This is a genomic window from uncultured Shewanella sp., assembly GCF_947501225.1.
GTDB lineage: Bacteria > Pseudomonadota > Gammaproteobacteria > Enterobacterales > Shewanellaceae > Shewanella.
In genome coordinates this window covers 160,648-179,860 of sequence record NZ_CANMUW010000007.1, presented here as the reverse complement: position 1 = coordinate 179,860, position 19,213 = coordinate 160,648, and the positions used below count along the sequence as shown (strand labels likewise).

Here is a 19,213-nt window from a genome sequence, read left to right as displayed (position 1 = left end):
ATGGATAAATTAGGTCAGGAGTGGGTATCCGCTGCCGTCGATGGAGAGATTGATGAGCAGACGTTGGCTGAATTAGCAGCCGACCAGGATTCACATGAGCAGTGGCGTGATTATCATATGATAGGCGACGCAATGCGTGGAGAGTTGCCTAAGACTATGCACTTAGACCTCTCAGCTAATATTGCCGCGGCTATCGAAAATGAGCCCACAATAGTAGCCCCCGTTAAGCGTGAAACGTCTGATGAGGCTCAGGTTAAAACGGGCGGTTTGAGTAATGTCATCCCTATGTTTAAGCAGTTTGGGCAATATGCTATCGCTGCGAGTGTAGCTTTAGTCGCCGTTGTTGGTGTTCAAAATTACTCTCAAGAGAGTGCTATCGATGCGTCTCCTTTGCCGGTACTGAATACCCGACCATTAGTTGGCAGTGTGACTCCTGTGAGCCTGCAAACCGGACCGGTTCAACAGAATCAAAGTTTCACCAACGATCAGGTTATGGAGCAGCGTCAGCGTATTAATGCTTATATCCAGGATCACATGCTACAACAAAGATTGAATAATGGGGTGCAAATAGACGACAATAGCCAGAGTGAATTAGATTCAATACCAGTGAATCATTAATACTGCATCTGTTTTGTCTTACTCGTAAGGAGTTAGCTTGCGTCTTATCCTGTTGGCCCTGTTGTTTCTTAATTTTCCTGTGATGGCGCAGGAAGTTGTATCGGCCAAGGCTTGGCTGGAAAATATGAGTCAGGCCTTGCGTGAACAAGAGTTCAAAATCTCTCTGATCCAGCTTCAAGCCGATCATATAAGGCCATTAGTTTATATCCACGGTAAAGTTGAAGATCAGGAAGTGGCTTTTCTCGAGCATCTCAACGGCCCGCCAAAAAATGCAGTCAGAGTCGGCCAGACTGTTACCTTTATCGAACATGATCAGCCTGCATACAGTATCAGCTCCAGGCGTATACAAGGGCTTTTCCCCCCGGCATTTGCCGGTGACTTTTCGGCTTTAGAGTCCGGCTATCAGTTTGTACTCGGTGGTCGCAGCCGCTTGGCGGGGAGACCCAGCCAATTAGTAAGAATTATTCCCAATGATGAGTATCGTTACGGCTATCAGGTTTGGCTGGACATGGAGACCTATCTGCCACTGCGTTATGACATGCTGACTCAGGATAAGCAGCTGCTGGAACAGATCCTTGTCGTTGAGCTATTGGTGCTGGATGAGGCCCCGGCTATTCTCCATGAAGCCTACAAACAGGAGTGGCCAGCGGTCGTTTCTCAGTCTGAACGGGATGCCGGTGATAACTGGCAGTTTAAATGGCTACCGGCAGGTTTTGAGATACTGTTGAAAGACAGCCACAGGTTGATGGGCAGTCATGAAGCGGTTGAATATATCGCCTTGAGCGATGGCATTGCCAATATCTCTGTGTATGTTGCAAGGGCCAGTGATGCCAAGATGCCTGAAGAGTTAGTGACCCGTAATGGCTTGTCACTGGCCACCGAGCGGGTGGGAAATGCCGAAGTCGTAGCTGTCGGCAAAGTGCCCGCTGAAACCTTAGCTCGTGTGGCAAAAAGTATCACGATCGAGTAGCAAAATCATCGGAGGCTAACCCTATGATGGAAGAGATGGCGAAAGTGATCAGTTGTGATACCGATGGCTGGGTCAAGGTAGAGGTTAAGGTTAAAAATGCCTGTAATCACTGTGAAAATACCGAGTCTTGTGGCACCTCTGCCGTTTCTAAGGCGTTCTCACCTAAGGTACAGGAGTTCTCGATTCAATCAGATATCACTTATCAGCCGGGCGACTTGATAAAGCTGGGCTTACCCGAGAGTGTTATCTTAAAAGCCGCCGCCTTGGTGTACCTGATGCCTCTGCTTGGACTCTTTTCAGGGGCTGGCTTGGTGAGCCTGATATCTGCCCTGCTAGAGCTTTCTGCCGGCGATCTTTTCGTTATTCCCGGAGCATTATCAGGCGCTTTTCTGTTTTGGCGGTTAGCCAGGAGTAAGGCCCGCCAGATGGAGGCAACGAGCCAGCCGGTTATCCTCTCTCACTTAGGGCACTCCATTTAAAATCTCTAAAGCCCCTTTTTAGTCTTAAAAATGAGCTTTATCCGGGGATTCGATTGGTATTAGTCTGCCGATCGGGTACAATTCGGCACTTTTGATAATTTCAACTTCGAGTAGTAATCAATCCATAACATGAAGCACATTAGAAACTTTTCGATTATTGCCCATATCGACCACGGCAAATCAACACTCTCTGACCGTCTGATTCAAGATTGCGGTGGCCTTTCTGATCGTGAGATGGCAGCCCAGGTATTGGACTCAATGGATCTTGAACGCGAACGTGGCATTACCATTAAGGCACAGAGCGTAACGCTTGATTATAAGGCTCAAGATGGTGAAACATACCAGTTGAATTTTATTGACACACCTGGTCATGTCGACTTCTCTTATGAGGTCTCCCGTTCTCTTGCTGCGTGTGAAGGCGCATTGCTGGTCGTTGATGCGGGGCAGGGGGTCGAGGCGCAGACGCTGGCCAACTGTTATACCGCGCTTGAGATGGACCTGGATGTTGTTCCTGTACTGAATAAGATCGATCTGCCTCAGGCGGATCCTGAGCGTGTGGCCGAAGAGATTGAAGATATCGTCGGCATCGAAGCGACTGATGCGGTTCGCTGCTCGGCCAAGACAGGTTTAGGTATTCAAGAGGTACTGGAAACCATTGTTGAGCAGATTCCACCACCAGAGGGCGATCCTGATGCGCCGCTGCAAGCGCTGATCATCGACTCCTGGTTCGATAGCTACCTGGGCGTTGTGTCGCTTGTACGAATTAAAAATGGTGTATTGAAGAAAGGCGATAAATTTAAGGTTATGTCGACAGGGCAGACCTTTAATGCCGATCGCGTAGGTATTTTCACACCTAAACAAACCGATACACCCGAGCTAAAAACTGGTGAGGTTGGTTTTGTTATCGCGGGCATCAAGGAGATCCACGGTGCGCCGGTAGGTGATACCCTGACTCATGCCAAGCATGGCGCCGCAGAGCCTCTGGCCGGTTTTAAGAAAGTTAAGCCTCAGGTCTATGCCGGTGTGTTCCCGATTTCAACCGATGATTATGAAAGTTTCCGTGATGCCTTGAATAAGCTGAGCTTAAACGATGCTTCACTCTTCTTCGAGCCTGAAACATCATCTGCACTGGGCTTTGGTTTCCGTATCGGCTTCCTCGGCTTGTTACACATGGAGATCATCCAGGAACGATTAGAGCGTGAATATAATCTTGATCTGATCACTACGGCACCGACGGTTGTTTATGAGATCGTGATGACCAATGGCGAGACCGTCTACGTTGATAATCCATCTGATCTTCCGGCAGTTAACAAAATCGAAGAGATGCGAGAGCCGATCGTTGAGACCAACATCTTAGTGCCTAAAGAATATTTAGGTAATGTCATCACCCTATGCGTTGAGAAGCGTGGTGTACAAACTAATATGGTTTACCACGGTAATCAGGTGGCGATCACCTATGATATGCCTATGGCCGAAGTGGTTATGGATTTCTTCGATCGCCTGAAGTCGACCAGTCGTGGTTATGCTTCTCTGGAATATAACTTTACCCGCTTCGAGCCTGCCGACATGGTGCGTCTCGATATCCTCATCAATGGTGACAGAGTCGATGCGCTGGCAATGATTATTCACAAGAGCCTGATCCGTCATAAGGGGTTGGCATTAGTGAATAAGATGAAGGAGCTTATTCCAAGGCAGATGTTTGATATCGCCGTTCAGGCCGCTGTCGGTAGCCAGATCATCGCGCGTTCATCGATCAAGGCGATGCGTAAGGATGTGACGGCGAAATGTTACGGTGGTGACGTTTCCCGTAAGAAGAAGCTGCTACAGAAGCAGAAAGAGGGTAAGAAGCGTATGAAGCAGGTAGGTAACGTTGAAGTGCCACAGGAAGCCTTCCTGGCCGTGCTTAAGCTTAATGACTAGCGGCTATTTCGTTAAGAATTGTTAATAGTGAGCAAAAAAAGGCGCCGCAGTTTGCGGCGCTTTCGTTACTAACGTATAACTGACCTATCCGTTTAAGATACCCGATTATTAAAGCGTGTATCGTTCAGAGATAGCATAATTGTTTTAAGGCAGGAGTTAATTAACTATGGCAGCCTATTTTTCCCTCATCTTGGTGCTGGTTACCCTGAGTAGCGGTCTGGTTTGGATGGCAGACGCATTATTACTCGCACCTAAGCGTCGTCAGAAGCTTGCAATGGCGCAAGCGGTAGACGCCGATATCAGTGAGGAAGTCGCCGAAAAGATCACTCGTGAGCCCGCACTGGTTGAGACATCACGTTCAATATTTCCCGTGATCGCATTTGTACTCATCTTGCGTTCGTTTATCTATGAGCCGTTTCAGATCCCGTCGGGCTCTATGATGCCGACACTCCTGGTCGGCGATTTCATCCTGGTTGAGAAGTTCAGCTACGGGCTGAAAGATCCTGTATGGCGGAGTCAACTGGTCGAAACCAATAAACCCGAACGCGGAGATGTAGCGGTATTTAAGTATCCGGTGGACCCCCGCATCGATTACATCAAGCGAGTGATTGGCTTACCGGGCGATAGAATTGTTTATCGCAATAAACAGCTCTATCTACAGCCTGCATGTGAGCAAGGGGCCGAGACCTGCCCGGAACTTAAGCAGATTTCTCGGGAGTCTGTGAATCAGGGCGAGTTTGCGCAAAATGGCACTCCATTACTGCGTTACACCGAGCAGTTGGGTGATGTCAGCCACGATATTCTTGTTAACCCGAGTCGCCCCGACCCATTAGGCTACTATTTCCGTGAAGGAAACCTGCCTGTAGGCGAGTTTGTCGTTCCCGAGGGCCAGTACTTCGTGATGGGAGACAATCGCGATAACAGTACTGACAGTCGTTTCTGGGGCTTCGTGCCCGAGGAGAACCTGGTCGGAAAGGCGGTGGCTATCTGGATCAGTTTTGAATTTGAAAGAACCGCCGCGGACTTCCTGCCAAGCTGGATCCCGACGGGAGTTCGTTTTGAGCGTGTAGGTGGAATTACTTAAGATGGAACCGATAAAAAACTTACCAAGACTATGTCGAACTTTAGGTTATGAGTTCAATGACAGATCGCTTCTCGAGCATGCATTAACGCATCGCAGTGCTTCGAGTAAACACAACGAGCGACTGGAATTTCTTGGTGACTCAATACTCTCGATTATCATTTCGGATGCGCTGTTTCATCAGTTCCCTAAGGCTACCGAGGGCGACCTGAGTCGCATGCGTGCCACATTGGTATGTGGAAAGATGCTGGCCGAGATAGGTTTTGAGTTTAAGTTGGGAGACTATCTCAACCTGGGACCGGGTGAGCTCAAAAGCGGCGGCTTCAGAAGAGAGTCGATCATTGCCGATGCCGTTGAAGCTATCATAGGTGCCGTCTATCTTGATTCCGATGTGGATACCTGTCGCAGCCTTGTTCTGCGTTGGTATGAGTCGCGCCTTGCGACTATTCAGCCGGTAAATCAGAAGGACCCTAAAACCTTACTACAGGAGCTGTTGCAAGGTTTTAAGAAACCACTGCCAGTCTACAAAGTGATAGACATTAGAGGGGAAGCCCATGCGCAAACCTTTACGGTGGAATGTTATGTAGAAGAGTTAAGCAAGCCTGTTGTAGGCATTGCAAGTTCCCGCAGAAAAGCCGAACAGCTTGCAGCTGCGGATGCTTTGGAGTTAATAAAGAGATGACCAAGAAAAACGCGCCAACAAGCAATGAAGCGGGTACGCAGAACGAACCCAGCTTAGATGAGCTGCTGGCACAGATGAATAATCCCTCATCTGCGACGCAATACGATGTAACGTATTGCGGCATGGTAGCGATTGTTGGTCGACCGAATGTTGGTAAGTCCACATTACTCAACAAGTTACTCGGTCAGAAGATCAGTATTACCTCAAAGAAGCCGCAAACGACTCGCCATCGAATCATGGGGATCCATACCGATGGGCCGCGTCAGGTGGTGTTTATCGATACGCCGGGACTGCATATTGAGGAGAAGCGAGCCATCAACCGTTTGATGAACCGTGCAGCAGCCAGCTCCCTGGCCGAAGTGAGCCTGGTTATCTTTGTCGTCGATGGCATGAACTGGACCGAAGACGATGAGATGGTGTTACGCAAACTGCAGAGTCGTGATGATGGCCGCAAGACTGTATTGGCTATCAACAAGGTCGATAACATAAAAGATAAGGAAGAGCTTTTCCCGCACCTTGAACAGCTGTCGAAGAAGTTTCAGTTCGATGAGATACTGCCTATCTCGGCCACGCAGGGGACCAATGTTCAGCGTATCTTAGATATGGCTGTGGAGTCTGTCCCTGAGTCGCCACACTTCTTCCCCGAAGATTATGTTACCGACCGTTCGCAGAAGTTTATGGCATCAGAAATCGTGCGTGAGAAGCTGATGCGCTTCCTGGGTGATGAGTTGCCATATGATGCCACGGTTGAGATCGAGCAGTTCAAGATGATGGAAAATGGCGTCTACCAGATCAACGCCTTGGTACTTGTCGAGCGTGAAACTCAAAAACGCATGGTGATCGGTAACAAAGGTGAACGTATCAAGAAGATAAGTTCGGCTGCCCGTATGGATATGGAGGTCTTGTTCGACAACAAGGTTTTCCTCGAGATGTGGGTTAAGGTCAAGTCCGGTTGGGCCGATGACGAACGTGCACTTCGCAGCCTGGGTTATGGCGAAGAGTAGCTTACTTCAAATCAGGATGCCTCTCGACTCTGCAATCTGCTATTGCCGGGTCGATAGGCATTTTTTTTGCGCCGAAAAACTGACTCAGCCATCTCCGTCGGAGCCTGACTAATGTTACGCGGTTATGTGTTGCACACCCGCCCCTTTCGCGATTCAAGTGTCTTAGTCAACTTGTTGGTTGATGGTCGGGGCAGGGTGGATTGTGTCGCCCGCTTAGGAAGTGGCAAGAGTTCCATCAAGAGTATTTTACAACCGTTTCAGCCGCTGATTTTCGAGTTGTCCGGTAGAAGTAGCCTCAAGAACCTTATCCAGGTCGAGGCGGCGAGTCCGGCTATTCCATTGAGTGGTGAGGTGAGCTTCTCGGGTTTCTACCTCAACGAACTGCTCGTTCGCTGCGTCACTGTCGACCATGGTGCGGAGGCGCTTTTCTTTACCTACCACAGCACGCTTATGGCGATGGCGGCAGGTTTCTGTCAGAGTCAGCTGAGGTATTTTGAGCTGGAGTTGTTAAAAGAGATTGGCTTGATGCCAACCCTCACCGTAGATATCAATCAGGATGCCATCGAAGCCGATTATTACTATCGTATGCTGGCCGATGAGGGATTTGTCACTGCCCTCGGGCCTAAGAGCAACCACTTCAGCGGCGAGATGCTGCTGGCCCTCAACGAGCATAAGTTATTGCCGACCCACTTCCAGCAGGCTAAACACCTGATGCGTCTCATGTTGGCCCCCTGCCTGGGAGATAAGCCTCTGAAGTCCAGAGCACTATTTAAGTACAGGCCCTCATCGCCGCTAGCTAAATAGTTTTTCGCTGGTTTTTCCCTGCGACATTAGTACAATAGCTTCACTAATAATCTGACGACGTAAACCAATAACAGCGTCGCCATATCTCCCTATATTCTGAGGAATCTCCATGAGCCGTATTTTACTGGGTGTTAATATCGATCACATCGCGACCTTACGTCAGGCCCGTGGGACGTCGTATCCTGATCCTGTGCACGCCGCAGCCGTCGCCGAACATGCCGGCGCCGAAGGGATCACGGTACATCTTCGCGAAGACAGAAGACACATAGTTGATCGTGATATCTATCTGTTAGCCAAGACACTTAAAACACGCATGAATTTTGAGATGGCTGTGACGGACGAGATGCTCGATATCGCCTGTGAAGTCAAACCTACCTATGTGTGTCTGGTGCCCGAGAAGCGTGAAGAGCTGACCACCGAAGGTGGCTTGGATGTAGCGGGGCAGATGGACAAGGTTGGTGCCGCTGTTAAGCGTCTCGGCGAAGCCGGTATTATGGTCTCTCTGTTTATCGACGCCGATAAGGCTCAAATCGATGCCGCGGTCGAAGTTGGGGCACCGCTTATCGAGATCCATACCGGCTGTTATGCCGATGCCGAGAGTGAAGCCGAAGAGGCCGAAGAGTTGGCGCGTATCACCAAGATGGCTAAATACGCTCACTCCAAGGGGTTAGTCGTCAATGCAGGCCATGGGCTTCACTACCATAACGTTAAGCCAATAGCCGCCATTCCGGAGCTCTATGAGCTAAATATCGGCCATGCCATCATCGCCCGCGCCGCCATCGATGGTTTGGCGACAGCCGTTAAAGATATGAAGCAGCTGATGAACGAAGGTCGCAGAGGCGAATAAGTTATTAGCTACGAGCTACGGGTTACGAGCTTTAAGTTATGAGCTACGGGTTACAAGCCAGGCTTGCTGTTCGCGACTCGTAGCTCGAAACTTTCTTAGCTTTATTACTACTTTAAGGAAACTCATGATTGTTGGTTTGGGTACCGATATCGCCGAGATAGCGCGCATCGAGCAAAAAGTTCCCCAAGAAGGTGGCCGTGAAGCGCTTGCTGAGTGCCGCCTGGCCAAGCGTGTGCTGACAGACGCTGAGATGGCGATATTCGTTGCTTCGTCGAAGCCAGGACGTTATCTAGCTAAACGATTCGCCGCCAAAGAGGCTGCCGCCAAGGCTTTAGGCACAGGCATCGGCCGCGGCGTCTCATTTCAACATATCGAGGTAAGCAATGATGCCAATGGTGCACCTATGGTCAGCTTCACAGGTGGGGCGGCTGAAAGGCTCGCCCTCTTAGGTGGCGTTCGCGGACATATCTCCATTGCCGATGAGAAGCACTATGCGACGGCAACGGTCATTCTTGAATCATAGATAGTTGAACCTTAAGAGTAAGATTCGGTGATTCTTTGACCCACAATTATCTGTTGGTTTATTGAAGAGCGCATTTCATTGTTCCCTATCGCTTCCGGCGAGGTATGTGCAGCTACTTCAGTGACTCGACACCTCTCTTTTAACTGGAAGGCTCTCTGGAGTCTCGGCCGCGACATCTGATGTGAATGGATTCTCAAATGCCATGGTGGCATGGATGCCATAGAACGGCCATGTCACGGACGGTCACAGCCGCATCTACACTAGTTGATTTAGAAGCAAGTGCTCTCTTCTAATTGAGTTTTTCACCAGATAGTGCTGGGAAAGCATAATGATAAGCCGGACTTTAGCGGTCGTTTATACTCTGGAATGTCCCTTGTCTGGTGCGAACGATTGGTATATCGATCTTTAGGCTTTGCCTTACAGGCTCTCTATTCTGTTGCGGCCTTTGCTTTTGGCCTGGTAGAGTGACTCGTCTATGCGTTGAAACAGATCCTCTATGGTGTCCTCATCTGTGCATTCGGTGACGCCGAAGCTGCAGGTGATGAATAAATTGGGCTCAATCTCATACCGGCTGATTGTTGTTCTCAGTTTTTCGGTCGCGATAAGTGCTTTTTCCAGTGTTAGCTCCGGAAATATCAGCACAAACTCTTCGCCTCCCCAACGCGCGAAGCAATCGAGCTCCCTGATATTTGCGGAGATCAACTGACACAATTTTTGCAGAATTAGATCGCCCTTCTTATGGCCATAGCTGTCATTGATATTCTTGAATAGGTCTATGTCGAAGATGGCCAGGGAGAGGGGGTGGTGATATCTTCTTGAGCGTAACACCTCTTTGCTGAGCTCCCTTTCGAAGCTTCTTCGGTTAGCGATAGAGGTAAGCGGGTCGATATCGGAGAGCAGCGCTACCTCTTTAATCTTCTCCTCGAGCTCTTGATTTTTCTTCTCCAACTCCTTCGCATTTATCTTTATCAGGTTGTCCAGTGACATATTGCCCTGCTGCAGGAGCTTATTGAGCTTACTGACCTCCTCCTCGGCCCGCTTTTTATTATCAATATTATGATGTGCGCCAACCATCCTGGATACTGTGCCATCGTCTTTGTAAGCCAGTATTTTGGCCCGGTCGACTATCCACAGGTAGCTGCCGTCAGATTTCCTGCAGCGGTACTCGATAAGGTATTGCGTGGACTTGCCTGTTATGTACTGCTCGAAGTGTGCCATCACCCTTTTGTAGTCATCGGGATGAATGATATTTTCCCAGGTAAACACGTTCTCCTGAAATATCCCCACTTCGTAGCCAAGCATGCGATACCAACCCGGGCTTCGGGTAACATGACCGGTCTCACCGTTCCAGTCCCATGTTCCTTCGACGATGAGATCGAGTATGGCGTTCAGGGTGAAATCTGAATCTGTTACTGAATTGTGGCTGTAAGTGTGCTTCATGTATCACTTGTGCGTTGATTTTGTTTTATTTTGTTTAATATAGATGAGTTTGGCTAACTAAAACAGATTAATCTTTCGGCTTGTCATCTGTTGTTAGCAGGGGAGCTATAGTGTTTTGACTTTTTGATTACCTCAGGTATTTTGCCGAAGAGCCGAGCGTCGGCAAATCTGTGGCTGATATAAATATTGCCCCTGTTAATAGTGTCAGAAATGGATTAAGTTAGTGATAAATGAGACTAACGTCACACTTACACATGGAGAGGAAGAGATGAAATCCGCCGAAGAGCAGTTATCGACCTATAAGAGCGTCCACCTGAACCCGAAGAACATAAGGACTCACTTTGTGGGGATCCCCTTGATCATCTGGTCGCTGTTCCTGCTGCTCAACCTTATCCCTGTGAAGTTTTTTGCCCTGGATGAGCCCGCAATAAGCATCAATGTTGCCGGTGCCTTTACGATTGGGGTACTCATCTATTACTTCCGTTTACATGCCCGCCTGGCGATAGGGCTAACCCTGTTTATCATTCCGGTACTCTATACATCAAATCTGGCGGCCCAGCTGAAGTGGGGGCTCTGGATTGCAATTTCTGTATTTATCATAGGTTGGGTGTTTCAGCTGATAGGCCATAAATATGAGAAGGCTAAGCCTGCCTTCGTGGACGACCTGAACCAGTTACTCATAGGGCCATTCTTCCTGATGGCTGAGGTCTATTTTATGCTGGGGCTCGAAAGGGAACTGGATAAGCAGATCACGCCGATGGCGGTAGATAAACGTCGTGTATTGGAAGCCGAGCGCCGCGAGGCGCGCTCATAAGTAAACTCGTACAGGAGGGAGAAAGCTAAGCGAAGCCTTTACCCTACTCAGGTATCGATGACTAATCGGCCTTCTTAGGTGCCTTATAGTATTGCGGCATGACCCTTACGGTCTTGACCATGTTTTCAGCCACATCGACCACCTCGATTGGGTAGCCGGCGATTCGCATACTGGTGTTGGGGGCCGGGATCTCCTCCAGGTACTCGACGATGAGTCCATTGAGAGTCTTGGGTCCGTCGATGGGGAAGTCCCAGTGCATCTCTTTATTCATCTCACGAATGTTGATGGTCGCTTCGATTAAGAAGCTGCCATCCTGCTGCTTATTGATATCTTCGCTCGGAGTGGTGACCATGGAGGTCGTGAAGTCACCAACTATCTCCTCGAGGATATCCTCCAGAGTAACTAAGCCTTGAATATCCCCGTATTCGTCGACCACTAATCCTATACGCTCTTTATTCTGCTGGAAGTTACCCAGTTGTACGTTGAGCGGCGTACCTTCAGGGATGAAGTAGAGCTCTTTCACGGCGCGAAGCAGCGAGGACTTGCTGAACTGCTCCTTAGATTGTAACCGCAGAGCATCGCGTAGGTGAACGAAACCGACGGCATCATCGATATTGTCCCTGTATAGCAAGACGCGGGTATGAGGGCTCTGAATCACCTGCTTATTGATACTCTTGAACTCGTCATTGACGTTGATGGCATAGAGATCTGAACGGGGAACCATGATGTCTTCGACTGTGACCTTCTCCAGATCCATTATCGACAGTAGCATCTCCTGGTGGCGCGTCGGGATGAGAGCTCCGGCTTCGTGAACGACGGTTCTCAACTCCTCCTGACTCAGTGCATCAGATGTTTTTATCGAGTGAATGCCAATAAGACGCAACACTCCGGAAGTAATAGCATTGACTATTTTTACCAGCGGGGAGAATACGACCAGGAGCCACTTAAGCATAAAGCTGGAGGGGAAGGCTACCCGCTCCGGGTGCAGGGCGGCGACCGTTTTTGGGGTGACTTCTGCAAAAACAAGTACGACTAAGGTAAGAACACCTGTAGCAATAGCTGGTCCTGCGACAGGACCGAAATGGCGAGTGGCCAAGATAGTGGCTAAAGAGGCGGCTAAGATATTGACCAGGTTGTTACCTATTAAGATAAGTCCAATTAATCTATCAGGTCGCTCTAACATCCTGATTGCGCGATTTGCTCCCTTATGCCCCTTAGATGCGAGGTGCTTTAGACGGTAGCGATTTAGGGACATCATCGCGGTTTCTGAGCCGGAGAAGTAGGCTGAAATAATCAGTAATATTACAAGAATAAGCAGGAGTGCGCTTGTCGATATCGCGTCCAAAAAGGGGCTCCGGTGTTGGGTGAGAACATGTTATAAAAACATAAAGTAAGCGTAATAAACCAGTAATTACAGCGAATCGAAGTAAGTGTCAAGTTAGCCTTATTGATTAGGATAGATTCAAGCTGCTGAATATCACTGTTAATAAGGCTAACCAGGGCTATAGTTTCAGGCTAATTCGCGCCATCACTGGGTAAGGATAAGCTCTTTGACTATTCGGGCACCAAAGTAGGCGAGCGATAGCATGGTGGCTCCGGTCAGAGTGTAGAGCACGGCGGTTCTTATTTTACAACCAACCCAATATTGCTGTGCAAGCATGGCAATATAGGTAAACCAGGCGATGATAGAGAGTATCGCCTTGTGTCCTTTTCCTTCAGAGAACATATCATCGAGGAAGATGAATCCGGTAGCTAACGAGAGGCTCAATAGGATCACGCCGACAATGACCAGATGGTAAAGCTGCTTCTCTACTGTCATAAGTGGTGGCATGGAGGGACTCATGATGAGTTTTTTGCTCTTTAACTTATGTTGGATGATTGCAAGCTGAATGGCGTAGAGGGCCGCGATCATCAGGGCGCTGTAGGCCATGAGCGAAAGCACCACATGAGACAACATATCCGGGTTCAGTTCGAAGTGAGTGATATATTCAGGCGGAACCAGCCACAGAAGGGCGACGGAGATGATCGAACAGGCGTAAACGACAGGCACTACGACTATCATCTTCAGCCTGAACAGCAGCACGGTGAAGCTGAAAGCGATGATCCAGTTCACCAGAGAGATAACATTGGTCAGACTAAAGTTTTGACCGTCTCCTGTGAAGATGGCCTGAGAGAGTGCGGCTGCATGAAGTACTACCGCGATTGCGGCAAAGGCGGCAACAATGCGTCGATTAGGGCCGTCGGCATGAAAGAGACGACTAACCACCAGCACTAAGGCAATGCAGTAAAATAACATGGCTGAAGCGGAAAATATGACCATTGAGTATTAACCTATCGTTTGTGTTTGCAGTGTACTGACTGTTGGCGATACAAGTAGCTGCATCTAACAGGTGAAGTTCACATGTAAATCTTATTCCTAGAATAACACGAGCGACAACCAATTGTGCAGTAGCTTAGCGTACAAAAATTAGTTCTTTCTGAGCGTTAGGCCTAAGTTTTACACATTTGTTACCCTCATTATGGGGATTTACACATCAGATGCTCAACTCATAGATGCAATACTGCAACCTCTGGTCTCCATGCCTAAGTGAAACTGAGTGAGTCTGCCGGCCGCTCATTGAGAAGCTCGGCGCTGCAGGGCTTTTTATCGAGTGAAGCTATTAATACTCTTAGCTAAGCGCAGCGGGGACTCAAGGGGGAGGGGGAAGCTGGCATCTTAAGTTGGCTTGGGTATATAATACGCCGCATCAATGTAAATTCTAAACGGTAAAGAACTCGATAATGTTTGAGAACCTAACGGACAGACTGTCACGAACGCTGAAAAATATCAGTGGTCGTGGACGCTTAACTGAAGAAAATGTTAAGGACACCTTGCGAGAAGTGCGCATGGCGTTGCTTGAGGCTGATGTTGCTTTGCCTGTTGTACGAGCCTTCGTCAACGGTGTAAAAGAGCGTGCTGTTGGCTTGGAGGTTTCAAAGAGTCTAAGTCCGGGTCAGGCATTTATTAAGATAGTCCAGAGCGAGTTAGAAAACGCGATGGGCGAGGCGAATGAAGGTCTGGACCTTTCGACTCAGCCACCGGCTGTGATTATGATGGCGGGTTTGCAAGGTGCCGGTAAAACGACCAGTGTCGCTAAACTATCTAAGTTCCTTCGTGAAAGAGACAAAAAATCTGTCCTTGTTGTCAGTGCCGACGTCTACCGCCCTGCGGCGATCAAACAGCTTGAAACGCTGGCCACTGAGGTGGAGGTGGAATTCTTCCCTTCAGATGTTAGCCAGAAGCCTATCGACATTGTTAATGCGGCCATGGCTCACGCTAAACTGAAGTTTATCGATGTGGTGATTGTCGATACCGCCGGCCGCTTGCACGTCGATGAGAGCATGATGGATGAGATCAAGGCATTGCACGCCGCGGTCAATCCTGTTGAGACCCTTTTCGTTGTCGATGCCATGACGGGTCAGGACGCGGCCAATACGGCTAAGGCCTTTAATGAAGCCCTGCCTCTGACCGGTGTGGTATTGACCAAGGTCGACGGTGATGCTCGCGGTGGTGCGGCATTGTCTATTCGTCACATTACCGGAAAACCGATCAAGTTCTTAGGTGTGGGTGAGAAGACCGATGCTCTTGAGCCGTTCCATCCCGATCGTGTCGCATCGCGAATCCTGGGGATGGGCGACGTACTGTCGCTGATTGAGGAGGTAGAGCGCGGGGTCGATAAAGACAAGGCGATGAAGCTTGCTTCCAAGGTTAAAAAGGGCGGCAGTTTCGACCTGGAAGATTTTCGTGAGCAACTGCAGCAGATGAAGAACATGGGCGGCATGATGGGCATGATTGAGAAGCTCCCGGGTGTCGGTCAGTTGCCTCCGGAAGCTTTAGCTCAAGTTCAGAATGGCAAGATGACGAATCAGATGGAAGCGATCATCAACTCCATGACTAAGGGGGAGCGCGCTCGTCCCGATATCATCAAGGGGTCGCGTAAGCGTCGTATCGCTCAGGGGTCAGGCACTCAGATACAAGACGTTAACCGTCTGTTGAAGCAGTTTAGCCAGATGCAGAAGATGATGAAAAAGATGTCTGGTAAAGGTGGAATGAAGAAGATGATGCGTGGCATGAGCGGCATGCTACCTCCGGGAATGAAGATGCCGGGTCGCTAGAACTTACACTTATATCGGTTAATGAGCCCACAGATGCTAATATTGGTGTCTGTGGGCTTTCTATTTATCGTCACTATCGGGTCTGTGCCACCCGTATGAGATGACAGTAAGAAAAGATGGAAAAATTACCAATCCTAAACTGTATTTAATTGCATAGAGTTTAATCAGAATTGGTATATTTGGTTGCATTCGCTGGCGAGTAAGGTAAAATCGTCCGGCTTTCTATCTGGGACTCTTCGCGAACACGGGGTTCCAGTTTTTATTTTTGCTTCAGAAAGAGGCAAATCATTAGAGGATAAAAGACGCATGGTTACCATTCGTTTAGCTCGTGGCGGCGCAAAAAAGCGTCCATTTTACAACATCGTAGTTGCTGATAGCCGTAATGCTCGTGACGGTCGTTTCATCGAACGTGTTGGTTTCTTCAACCCAATGGCTCGTGGCCAGGAAGAGACTCTACGTTTAGACCTTGATCGTGTTGAGCACTGGGTTGCAACTGGTGCTGCTACATCAGATCGCGTAGCAAAGTTGATCAAAGACGCTCGTAAAGCTGCTGCTTAATAGCGTTAAGGTATAGATTGATGAGTAGTAAACAAGAACCTGTCATACTGGGCAAATTAGGTTCCAGTTATGGCATTAAGGGTTGGTTGAAGATCACTACCTATACCGAATCTGTTGAAGGTATTTTTGACTATTCTCCTTGGCTGATTAAAGAGCAGGGTGAATGGCGTGAGGTTAAAGTGCTCCAGTGGCGCTATCAAGGAAAAGCCGTTGTTGCTTCTCTTGAGGGCGTAGATACACGGGAACACGCGCAGATGCTCACTAACTGTGAGATTGCGGTTACTCCAGAGCAGATGGAGATCTTGCCGGAAGATGAATTCTACTGGCGAGACCTTATCGGCTGTGAAGTGGTGAATACCAAAGGCTATAACATGGGGAAGGTGCAGGAGATCGTGGAAACAGGATCGAATGATGTTCTTTTAGTTAAAGCTAACGCAAAAGATGGCTTCGGCAAAGCGGAACGTATGATCCCCTTTGTCACCGAACAGTTCATCGTTGAGGTGAATGTGTCGGAAAAACAGATCACAGTGGATTGGGAACCGGACTTTTAAGTCGAGGTAGAACAGATGCGGTTAGGGGTAGTAACCCTGTTTCCTGAGATGTTTCGCGCCGTAACAGACTTTGGAGTAACGGGTCGAGCCGTTAACAACGGCTTGCTTGAGTTGCAAACGTGGAATCCAAGAGATTTCACCCATGATAAACATAAGACAGTGGATGACCGACCTTACGGTGGTGGCCCTGGCATGTTGATGATGGTGCAGCCCTTACGCGACGCCATCCATGCAGCTAAAGCTGCAACCGGCGACAGCGCAAAGGTGATTTATCTATCTCCTCAGGGACGTAAGCTGACACAGCAAGGCGTCGAAGAGTTAGCTAAATCTGACAGTTTGGTTTTGGTGTGTGGTCGGTATGAAGGTATCGATGAGCGCATCATTCAAACTGAAGTGGATGAGGAGTGGTCAATCGGAGATTACGTGCTTTCGGGCGGTGAACTTCCGGCGATGACTCTGATAGATTCGGTATCGCGGCTGGTTCCCGGTGTTCTGGGAAAAAAAGCCTCGGCGGAGCAGGATTCCTTCTCTGACGGATTACTGGATTGTCCACACTATACGCGTCCCGAAACCTTGGATGGTTTAGATGTACCGGCAGTGTTGTTAAGTGGTAACCACGAACATATTAGACGCTGGCGTCTACAACAGAGTCTCGGTAGAACTTTGTTAAGACGACCAGATTTATTAGAAAATCTAGCTCTGACTGACGAACAAACGAAGCTGTTGAGTGAGTTTGTTGACCAAACGAACCAAAGCGGATAGTTACGGACAGTTATACCTAGTATGGAGTTTATTTCATGAATAACATCATTAAAATGCTCAACGAAGAGCAAATGAAGCAAGATGTACCAGAGTTTGGTGCAGGTGACACAGTAGTTGTTAAAGTACGTGTTGTAGAAGGCGGTAAAGAGCGTCTACAGGCGTTTGAAGGCGTTGTAATCGCTAAGCGTAACCGCGGCGTGCACTCTGCATTCACAGTACGTAAAATCTCTAATGGTGAAGGTGTTGAGCGTGCGTTCCAGACTCACAGCCCAATCATCTCTAGCATCGAAGTTAAGCGTCGCGGCCGTGTTCGTCGTGCTAAGCTTTACTACCTACGTGAGCGTTCAGGTAAGTCTGCACGTATCCGTGAGAAGCTTTCTACTAAGTAATTTAGTAGTACGCAGTAAAAAAAGATGCAGTGTTCGCACAATGACCCGCCTTAAGGCGGGTTTTTGTGTTTCTAAGGGCTGAGAAAGTTTCGAGTTCAAGACAAGGCTGAGAGAGTGACGAGTTACGAGGAAAGAAAAGGCAAAGAAAGATTAGAGCTTCGAGATAAAGCTAGAGTTTGAAACCAGTTCAGGATGACAGCAGCAAGCCTAATACCGATAGGTATACCTCACCTCTAAATGTAGGACCGGCTTCAGCCGGGAAGCTGTTTTCATTTGAGACCTATCGCGTATAAGCTAAAACCCAGGTCCTGGATCCTAGGAGCCAGCCCCTATTCCATGAATTCTCCTCTTGTTGCCGGATCCCCCTTGATCTTATCTGAAAGCACAGGCATAGTTAGCCTTAAGTTGTAATGGTGTACCGTTACACCTTTACGCGTTTTTAATTGAATACAGGTTAGCAATGTAGCGAAGCTCAGTTTTTCATAAGTCATCAGGTGGTTAGCATGCAACAAGATACAATCAACAATGTTCATATCAGTTCAGAGAAAGTATTAGTCACTCCCCAGGAGTTGAAGGTTGAATTTCCTTTGTCTGAGCATGCTTATCACTATGTACTCAATGCCCGTAAGACGGTGGCCGATATCGTGCACAAGCGCGATAACCGCGTACTCATCGTCGCCGGGCCTTGCTCAATTCATGATATCGCCTCGGCGAAAGAGTATGCGTTGAGGCTAAAGAAGCTACACGATGAGCTCAGTGATGAGTTCTACATTCTGATGAGGGTGTACTTTGAGAAGCCCCGTACTACGGTTGGCTGGAAAGGGATGATCAATGATCCGGATATGGATGAGTCTTTCGATGTTGAGAAGGGGTTGCGTCAGGCTCGTGAGTTGATGATCTACTTAGCCGAGCTTGGCCTGCCGGTGGCTACCGAAGCGCTGGATCCAATCAGCCCTCAATACCTGTCCGAGCTGGTTACCTGGTCTGCAATTGGTGCACGTACCACAGAATCTCAAACTCACAGAGAGATGGCCTCGGGCTTATCTATGCCCGTTGGGTTCAAGAACGGCACCGATGGTAAGCTGGGAGTGGCGATTAATGCCCTGGAGTCTGCTGCCAGTGGTCACAGGTTTATGGGCATTAACCAGAAAGGTCAGGTTGCCCTGTTGCAAACCGCCGGTAATCCGGATGGGCATGTGATATTACGGGGCGGCAAGACACCAAACTACGATGCGGCCAGCGTGGCCGAGTGTGAACGCCAGCTGCATAGTGCTAATCTCAATGCCCGACTTGTTGTCGACTGTAGTCATGGCAACTCATCGAAGGATCACCGCAAGCAGAGAGGGGTCTGTGAAGATGTATTTGGCCAGATTTCAGATGGCAATCAATCTATCATAGGTGTCATGCTGGAGAGTCATCTTAAAGAGGGCAATCAGAGCAGTAGCAAGCCGATGAGTGAGCTTACCTACGGGGTCTCAGTTACCGATGCCTGCATTGATTGGGAGACGACCGAGCAGCTCCTTCGTGATGGGGCGGCTTCATTAGCATCGGTTTTACCATCACGATTTGATATGCTCAAGGTTGCTAATGCCTGATAGGCTGCGTTGAGCAGGTAT

At 48.8% G+C, this 19,213-nt stretch carries 20 protein-coding genes; 17 read left to right on the top strand and 3 right to left on the bottom strand.

What is annotated here, in order from left to right; translation table 11 throughout:
- The 10 genes from Q1B47_RS12600 to acpS all read left to right on the top strand — a co-directional run bounded on the left by Q1B47_RS12600 (position 1) and on the right by acpS (position 8,928).
- Complete coding sequence (locus Q1B47_RS12600) at positions 1-618, top strand: RseA family anti-sigma factor (protein ID WP_299794094.1); 618 nt, start codon at positions 1-3, stop codon at positions 616-618.
- A 37-nt stretch (positions 619-655) separates the two neighbouring features.
- Positions 656-1,588: a MucB/RseB C-terminal domain-containing protein gene (locus tag Q1B47_RS12595; RefSeq protein WP_299794091.1), complete on the top strand. Its 933-nt coding sequence runs from the start codon at positions 656-658 to the stop codon at positions 1,586-1,588.
- Positions 1,589-1,611: 23 nt separating this feature from the next.
- Positions 1,612-2,067, top strand: coding sequence for a SoxR reducing system RseC family protein (locus Q1B47_RS12590; protein WP_299794088.1), 456 nt, complete (start codon positions 1,612-1,614; stop codon positions 2,065-2,067).
- Positions 2,068-2,196: 129 nt separating this feature from the next.
- Positions 2,197-3,987: a translation elongation factor 4 gene (gene lepA / locus Q1B47_RS12585; protein WP_299794085.1), complete on the top strand. Its 1,791-nt coding sequence runs from the start codon at positions 2,197-2,199 to the stop codon at positions 3,985-3,987.
- Positions 3,988-4,153: 166 nt separating this feature from the next.
- The gene (gene lepB, locus Q1B47_RS12580) at positions 4,154-5,071 is read left to right on the top strand and encodes a signal peptidase I (RefSeq protein ID WP_299794082.1); all 918 of its coding nucleotides are present in this window, start codon (positions 4,154-4,156) and stop codon (positions 5,069-5,071) included.
- Position 5,072: 1 nt separating this feature from the next.
- Positions 5,073-5,750, top strand: coding sequence for a ribonuclease III (gene rnc / locus Q1B47_RS12575; protein WP_299794079.1), 678 nt, complete (start codon positions 5,073-5,075; stop codon positions 5,748-5,750).
- A complete protein-coding gene (gene era, locus Q1B47_RS12570; RefSeq protein WP_299794075.1) occupies positions 5,747-6,754 on the top strand; it encodes a GTPase Era in 1,008 nt (335 codons plus the stop codon). The genes rnc and era overlap by 4 nt, the downstream gene beginning before the upstream one ends.
- Positions 6,755-6,865: 111 nt before the next feature.
- Positions 6,866-7,558 carry a DNA repair protein RecO gene (recO, locus tag Q1B47_RS12565; RefSeq protein ID WP_299794072.1) on the top strand — a complete coding sequence of 231 codons (693 nt, stop codon included), beginning with the start codon at positions 6,866-6,868 and terminating at the stop codon, positions 7,556-7,558.
- A 109-nt stretch (positions 7,559-7,667) separates the two neighbouring features.
- Complete coding sequence (gene pdxJ, locus Q1B47_RS12560; protein ID WP_299794069.1) at positions 7,668-8,405, top strand: pyridoxine 5'-phosphate synthase; 738 nt, start codon at positions 7,668-7,670, stop codon at positions 8,403-8,405.
- A 124-nt stretch (positions 8,406-8,529) separates the two neighbouring features.
- Positions 8,530-8,928 (top strand): holo-ACP synthase, encoded by a 399-nt coding sequence (gene acpS / locus Q1B47_RS12555; RefSeq protein ID WP_299794066.1) that lies wholly within the window; start codon positions 8,530-8,532, stop codon positions 8,926-8,928.
- Between the two features lie 417 nt (positions 8,929-9,345).
- Here acpS and Q1B47_RS12550 read toward each other — a convergent pair whose 3' ends face one another.
- Entirely contained in the window at positions 9,346-10,368 is a 1,023-nt protein-coding gene (locus Q1B47_RS12550; RefSeq protein ID WP_299794064.1) for a sensor domain-containing diguanylate cyclase, read from the bottom strand.
- A gap of 268 nt (positions 10,369-10,636) precedes the next feature.
- Between Q1B47_RS12550 and Q1B47_RS12545 the strand changes: the two genes are divergently transcribed.
- Complete coding sequence (locus Q1B47_RS12545) at positions 10,637-11,182, top strand: Mpo1-like protein (protein WP_299794061.1); 546 nt, start codon at positions 10,637-10,639, stop codon at positions 11,180-11,182.
- A 61-nt stretch (positions 11,183-11,243) separates the two neighbouring features.
- Here the strand turns inward: Q1B47_RS12545 and Q1B47_RS12540 are convergent, their stop codons facing one another.
- Both Q1B47_RS12540 and ccsA read right to left on the bottom strand, forming a co-directional pair.
- Complete coding sequence (locus Q1B47_RS12540) at positions 11,244-12,527, bottom strand: CNNM domain-containing protein (RefSeq protein ID WP_299794057.1); 1,284 nt, start codon at positions 12,525-12,527, stop codon at positions 11,244-11,246.
- A 183-nt stretch (positions 12,528-12,710) separates the two neighbouring features.
- Positions 12,711-13,502 (bottom strand): cytochrome c biogenesis protein CcsA, encoded by a 792-nt coding sequence (gene ccsA / locus Q1B47_RS12535; RefSeq protein ID WP_299794054.1) that lies wholly within the window; start codon positions 13,500-13,502, stop codon positions 12,711-12,713.
- Between the two features lie 461 nt (positions 13,503-13,963).
- Here ccsA and ffh point away from each other — a divergent pair, with 461 nt between their 5' ends.
- From ffh to Q1B47_RS12505, 6 genes are all read left to right on the top strand, one after another.
- Positions 13,964-15,337 (top strand): signal recognition particle protein, encoded by a 1,374-nt coding sequence (gene ffh / locus Q1B47_RS12530; RefSeq protein WP_299794051.1) that lies wholly within the window; start codon positions 13,964-13,966, stop codon positions 15,335-15,337.
- A gap of 306 nt (positions 15,338-15,643) precedes the next feature.
- Positions 15,644-15,895 carry a 30S ribosomal protein S16 gene (gene rpsP / locus Q1B47_RS12525; protein WP_076407737.1) on the top strand — a complete coding sequence of 84 codons (252 nt, stop codon included), beginning with the start codon at positions 15,644-15,646 and terminating at the stop codon, positions 15,893-15,895.
- 20 nt (positions 15,896-15,915) lie between these two features.
- Positions 15,916-16,446, top strand: coding sequence for a ribosome maturation factor RimM (gene rimM / locus Q1B47_RS12520; RefSeq protein WP_299794045.1), 531 nt, complete (start codon positions 15,916-15,918; stop codon positions 16,444-16,446).
- Positions 16,447-16,461: 15 nt separating this feature from the next.
- Positions 16,462-17,208, top strand: a complete 747-nt coding sequence (gene trmD, locus Q1B47_RS12515; RefSeq protein WP_299794042.1) for a tRNA (guanosine(37)-N1)-methyltransferase TrmD — start codon at positions 16,462-16,464, stop codon at positions 17,206-17,208.
- A 35-nt stretch (positions 17,209-17,243) separates the two neighbouring features.
- Positions 17,244-17,597 carry a 50S ribosomal protein L19 gene (rplS, locus tag Q1B47_RS12510; RefSeq protein ID WP_076407746.1) on the top strand — a complete coding sequence of 118 codons (354 nt, stop codon included), beginning with the start codon at positions 17,244-17,246 and terminating at the stop codon, positions 17,595-17,597.
- A gap of 503 nt (positions 17,598-18,100) precedes the next feature.
- On the top strand, positions 18,101-19,192 hold the full coding sequence (locus Q1B47_RS12505; protein WP_299794033.1) for a 3-deoxy-7-phosphoheptulonate synthase: 1,092 nt from the start codon (positions 18,101-18,103) through the stop codon (positions 19,190-19,192).
- The last annotated feature ends 21 nt before the right edge of the window (positions 19,193-19,213 follow it).

What these genes read in the sequence shown, in the direction of transcription:
- lepA (WP_299794085.1), top strand. Translation starts at nt 2,197, where the DNA reads ATGAAGCACATTAGAAACTTTTCGATTATTGCCCATATCGACCACGGC.
- rpsP (WP_076407737.1), top strand. Translation starts at nt 15,644, where the DNA reads ATGGTTACCATTCGTTTAGCTCGTGGCGGCGCAAAAAAGCGTCCATTT.
- ffh (WP_299794051.1), top strand. Translation starts at nt 13,964, where the DNA reads ATGTTTGAGAACCTAACGGACAGACTGTCACGAACGCTGAAAAATATC.
- era (WP_299794075.1), top strand. Translation starts at nt 5,747, where the DNA reads ATGACCAAGAAAAACGCGCCAACAAGCAATGAAGCGGGTACGCAGAAC.
- lepB (WP_299794082.1), top strand. Translation starts at nt 4,154, where the DNA reads ATGGCAGCCTATTTTTCCCTCATCTTGGTGCTGGTTACCCTGAGTAGC.
- Q1B47_RS12550 (WP_299794064.1), bottom strand. Translation starts at nt 10,368, where the DNA reads ATGAAGCACACTTACAGCCACAATTCAGTAACAGATTCAGATTTCACC.
- Q1B47_RS12600 (WP_299794094.1), top strand. Translation starts at nt 1, where the DNA reads ATGGATAAATTAGGTCAGGAGTGGGTATCCGCTGCCGTCGATGGAGAG.
- trmD (WP_299794042.1), top strand. Translation starts at nt 16,462, where the DNA reads ATGCGGTTAGGGGTAGTAACCCTGTTTCCTGAGATGTTTCGCGCCGTA.
- rimM (WP_299794045.1), top strand. Translation starts at nt 15,916, where the DNA reads ATGAGTAGTAAACAAGAACCTGTCATACTGGGCAAATTAGGTTCCAGT.
- rnc (WP_299794079.1), top strand. Translation starts at nt 5,073, where the DNA reads ATGGAACCGATAAAAAACTTACCAAGACTATGTCGAACTTTAGGTTAT.
- Q1B47_RS12545 (WP_299794061.1), top strand. Translation starts at nt 10,637, where the DNA reads ATGAAATCCGCCGAAGAGCAGTTATCGACCTATAAGAGCGTCCACCTG.
- Q1B47_RS12590 (WP_299794088.1), top strand. Translation starts at nt 1,612, where the DNA reads ATGATGGAAGAGATGGCGAAAGTGATCAGTTGTGATACCGATGGCTGG.
- pdxJ (WP_299794069.1), top strand. Translation starts at nt 7,668, where the DNA reads ATGAGCCGTATTTTACTGGGTGTTAATATCGATCACATCGCGACCTTA.
- recO (WP_299794072.1), top strand. Translation starts at nt 6,866, where the DNA reads ATGTTACGCGGTTATGTGTTGCACACCCGCCCCTTTCGCGATTCAAGT.
- Q1B47_RS12505 (WP_299794033.1), top strand. Translation starts at nt 18,101, where the DNA reads ATGCAACAAGATACAATCAACAATGTTCATATCAGTTCAGAGAAAGTA.
- ccsA (WP_299794054.1), bottom strand. Translation starts at nt 13,502, where the DNA reads ATGGTCATATTTTCCGCTTCAGCCATGTTATTTTACTGCATTGCCTTA.
- acpS (WP_299794066.1), top strand. Translation starts at nt 8,530, where the DNA reads ATGATTGTTGGTTTGGGTACCGATATCGCCGAGATAGCGCGCATCGAG.
- rplS (WP_076407746.1), top strand. Translation starts at nt 17,244, where the DNA reads ATGAATAACATCATTAAAATGCTCAACGAAGAGCAAATGAAGCAAGAT.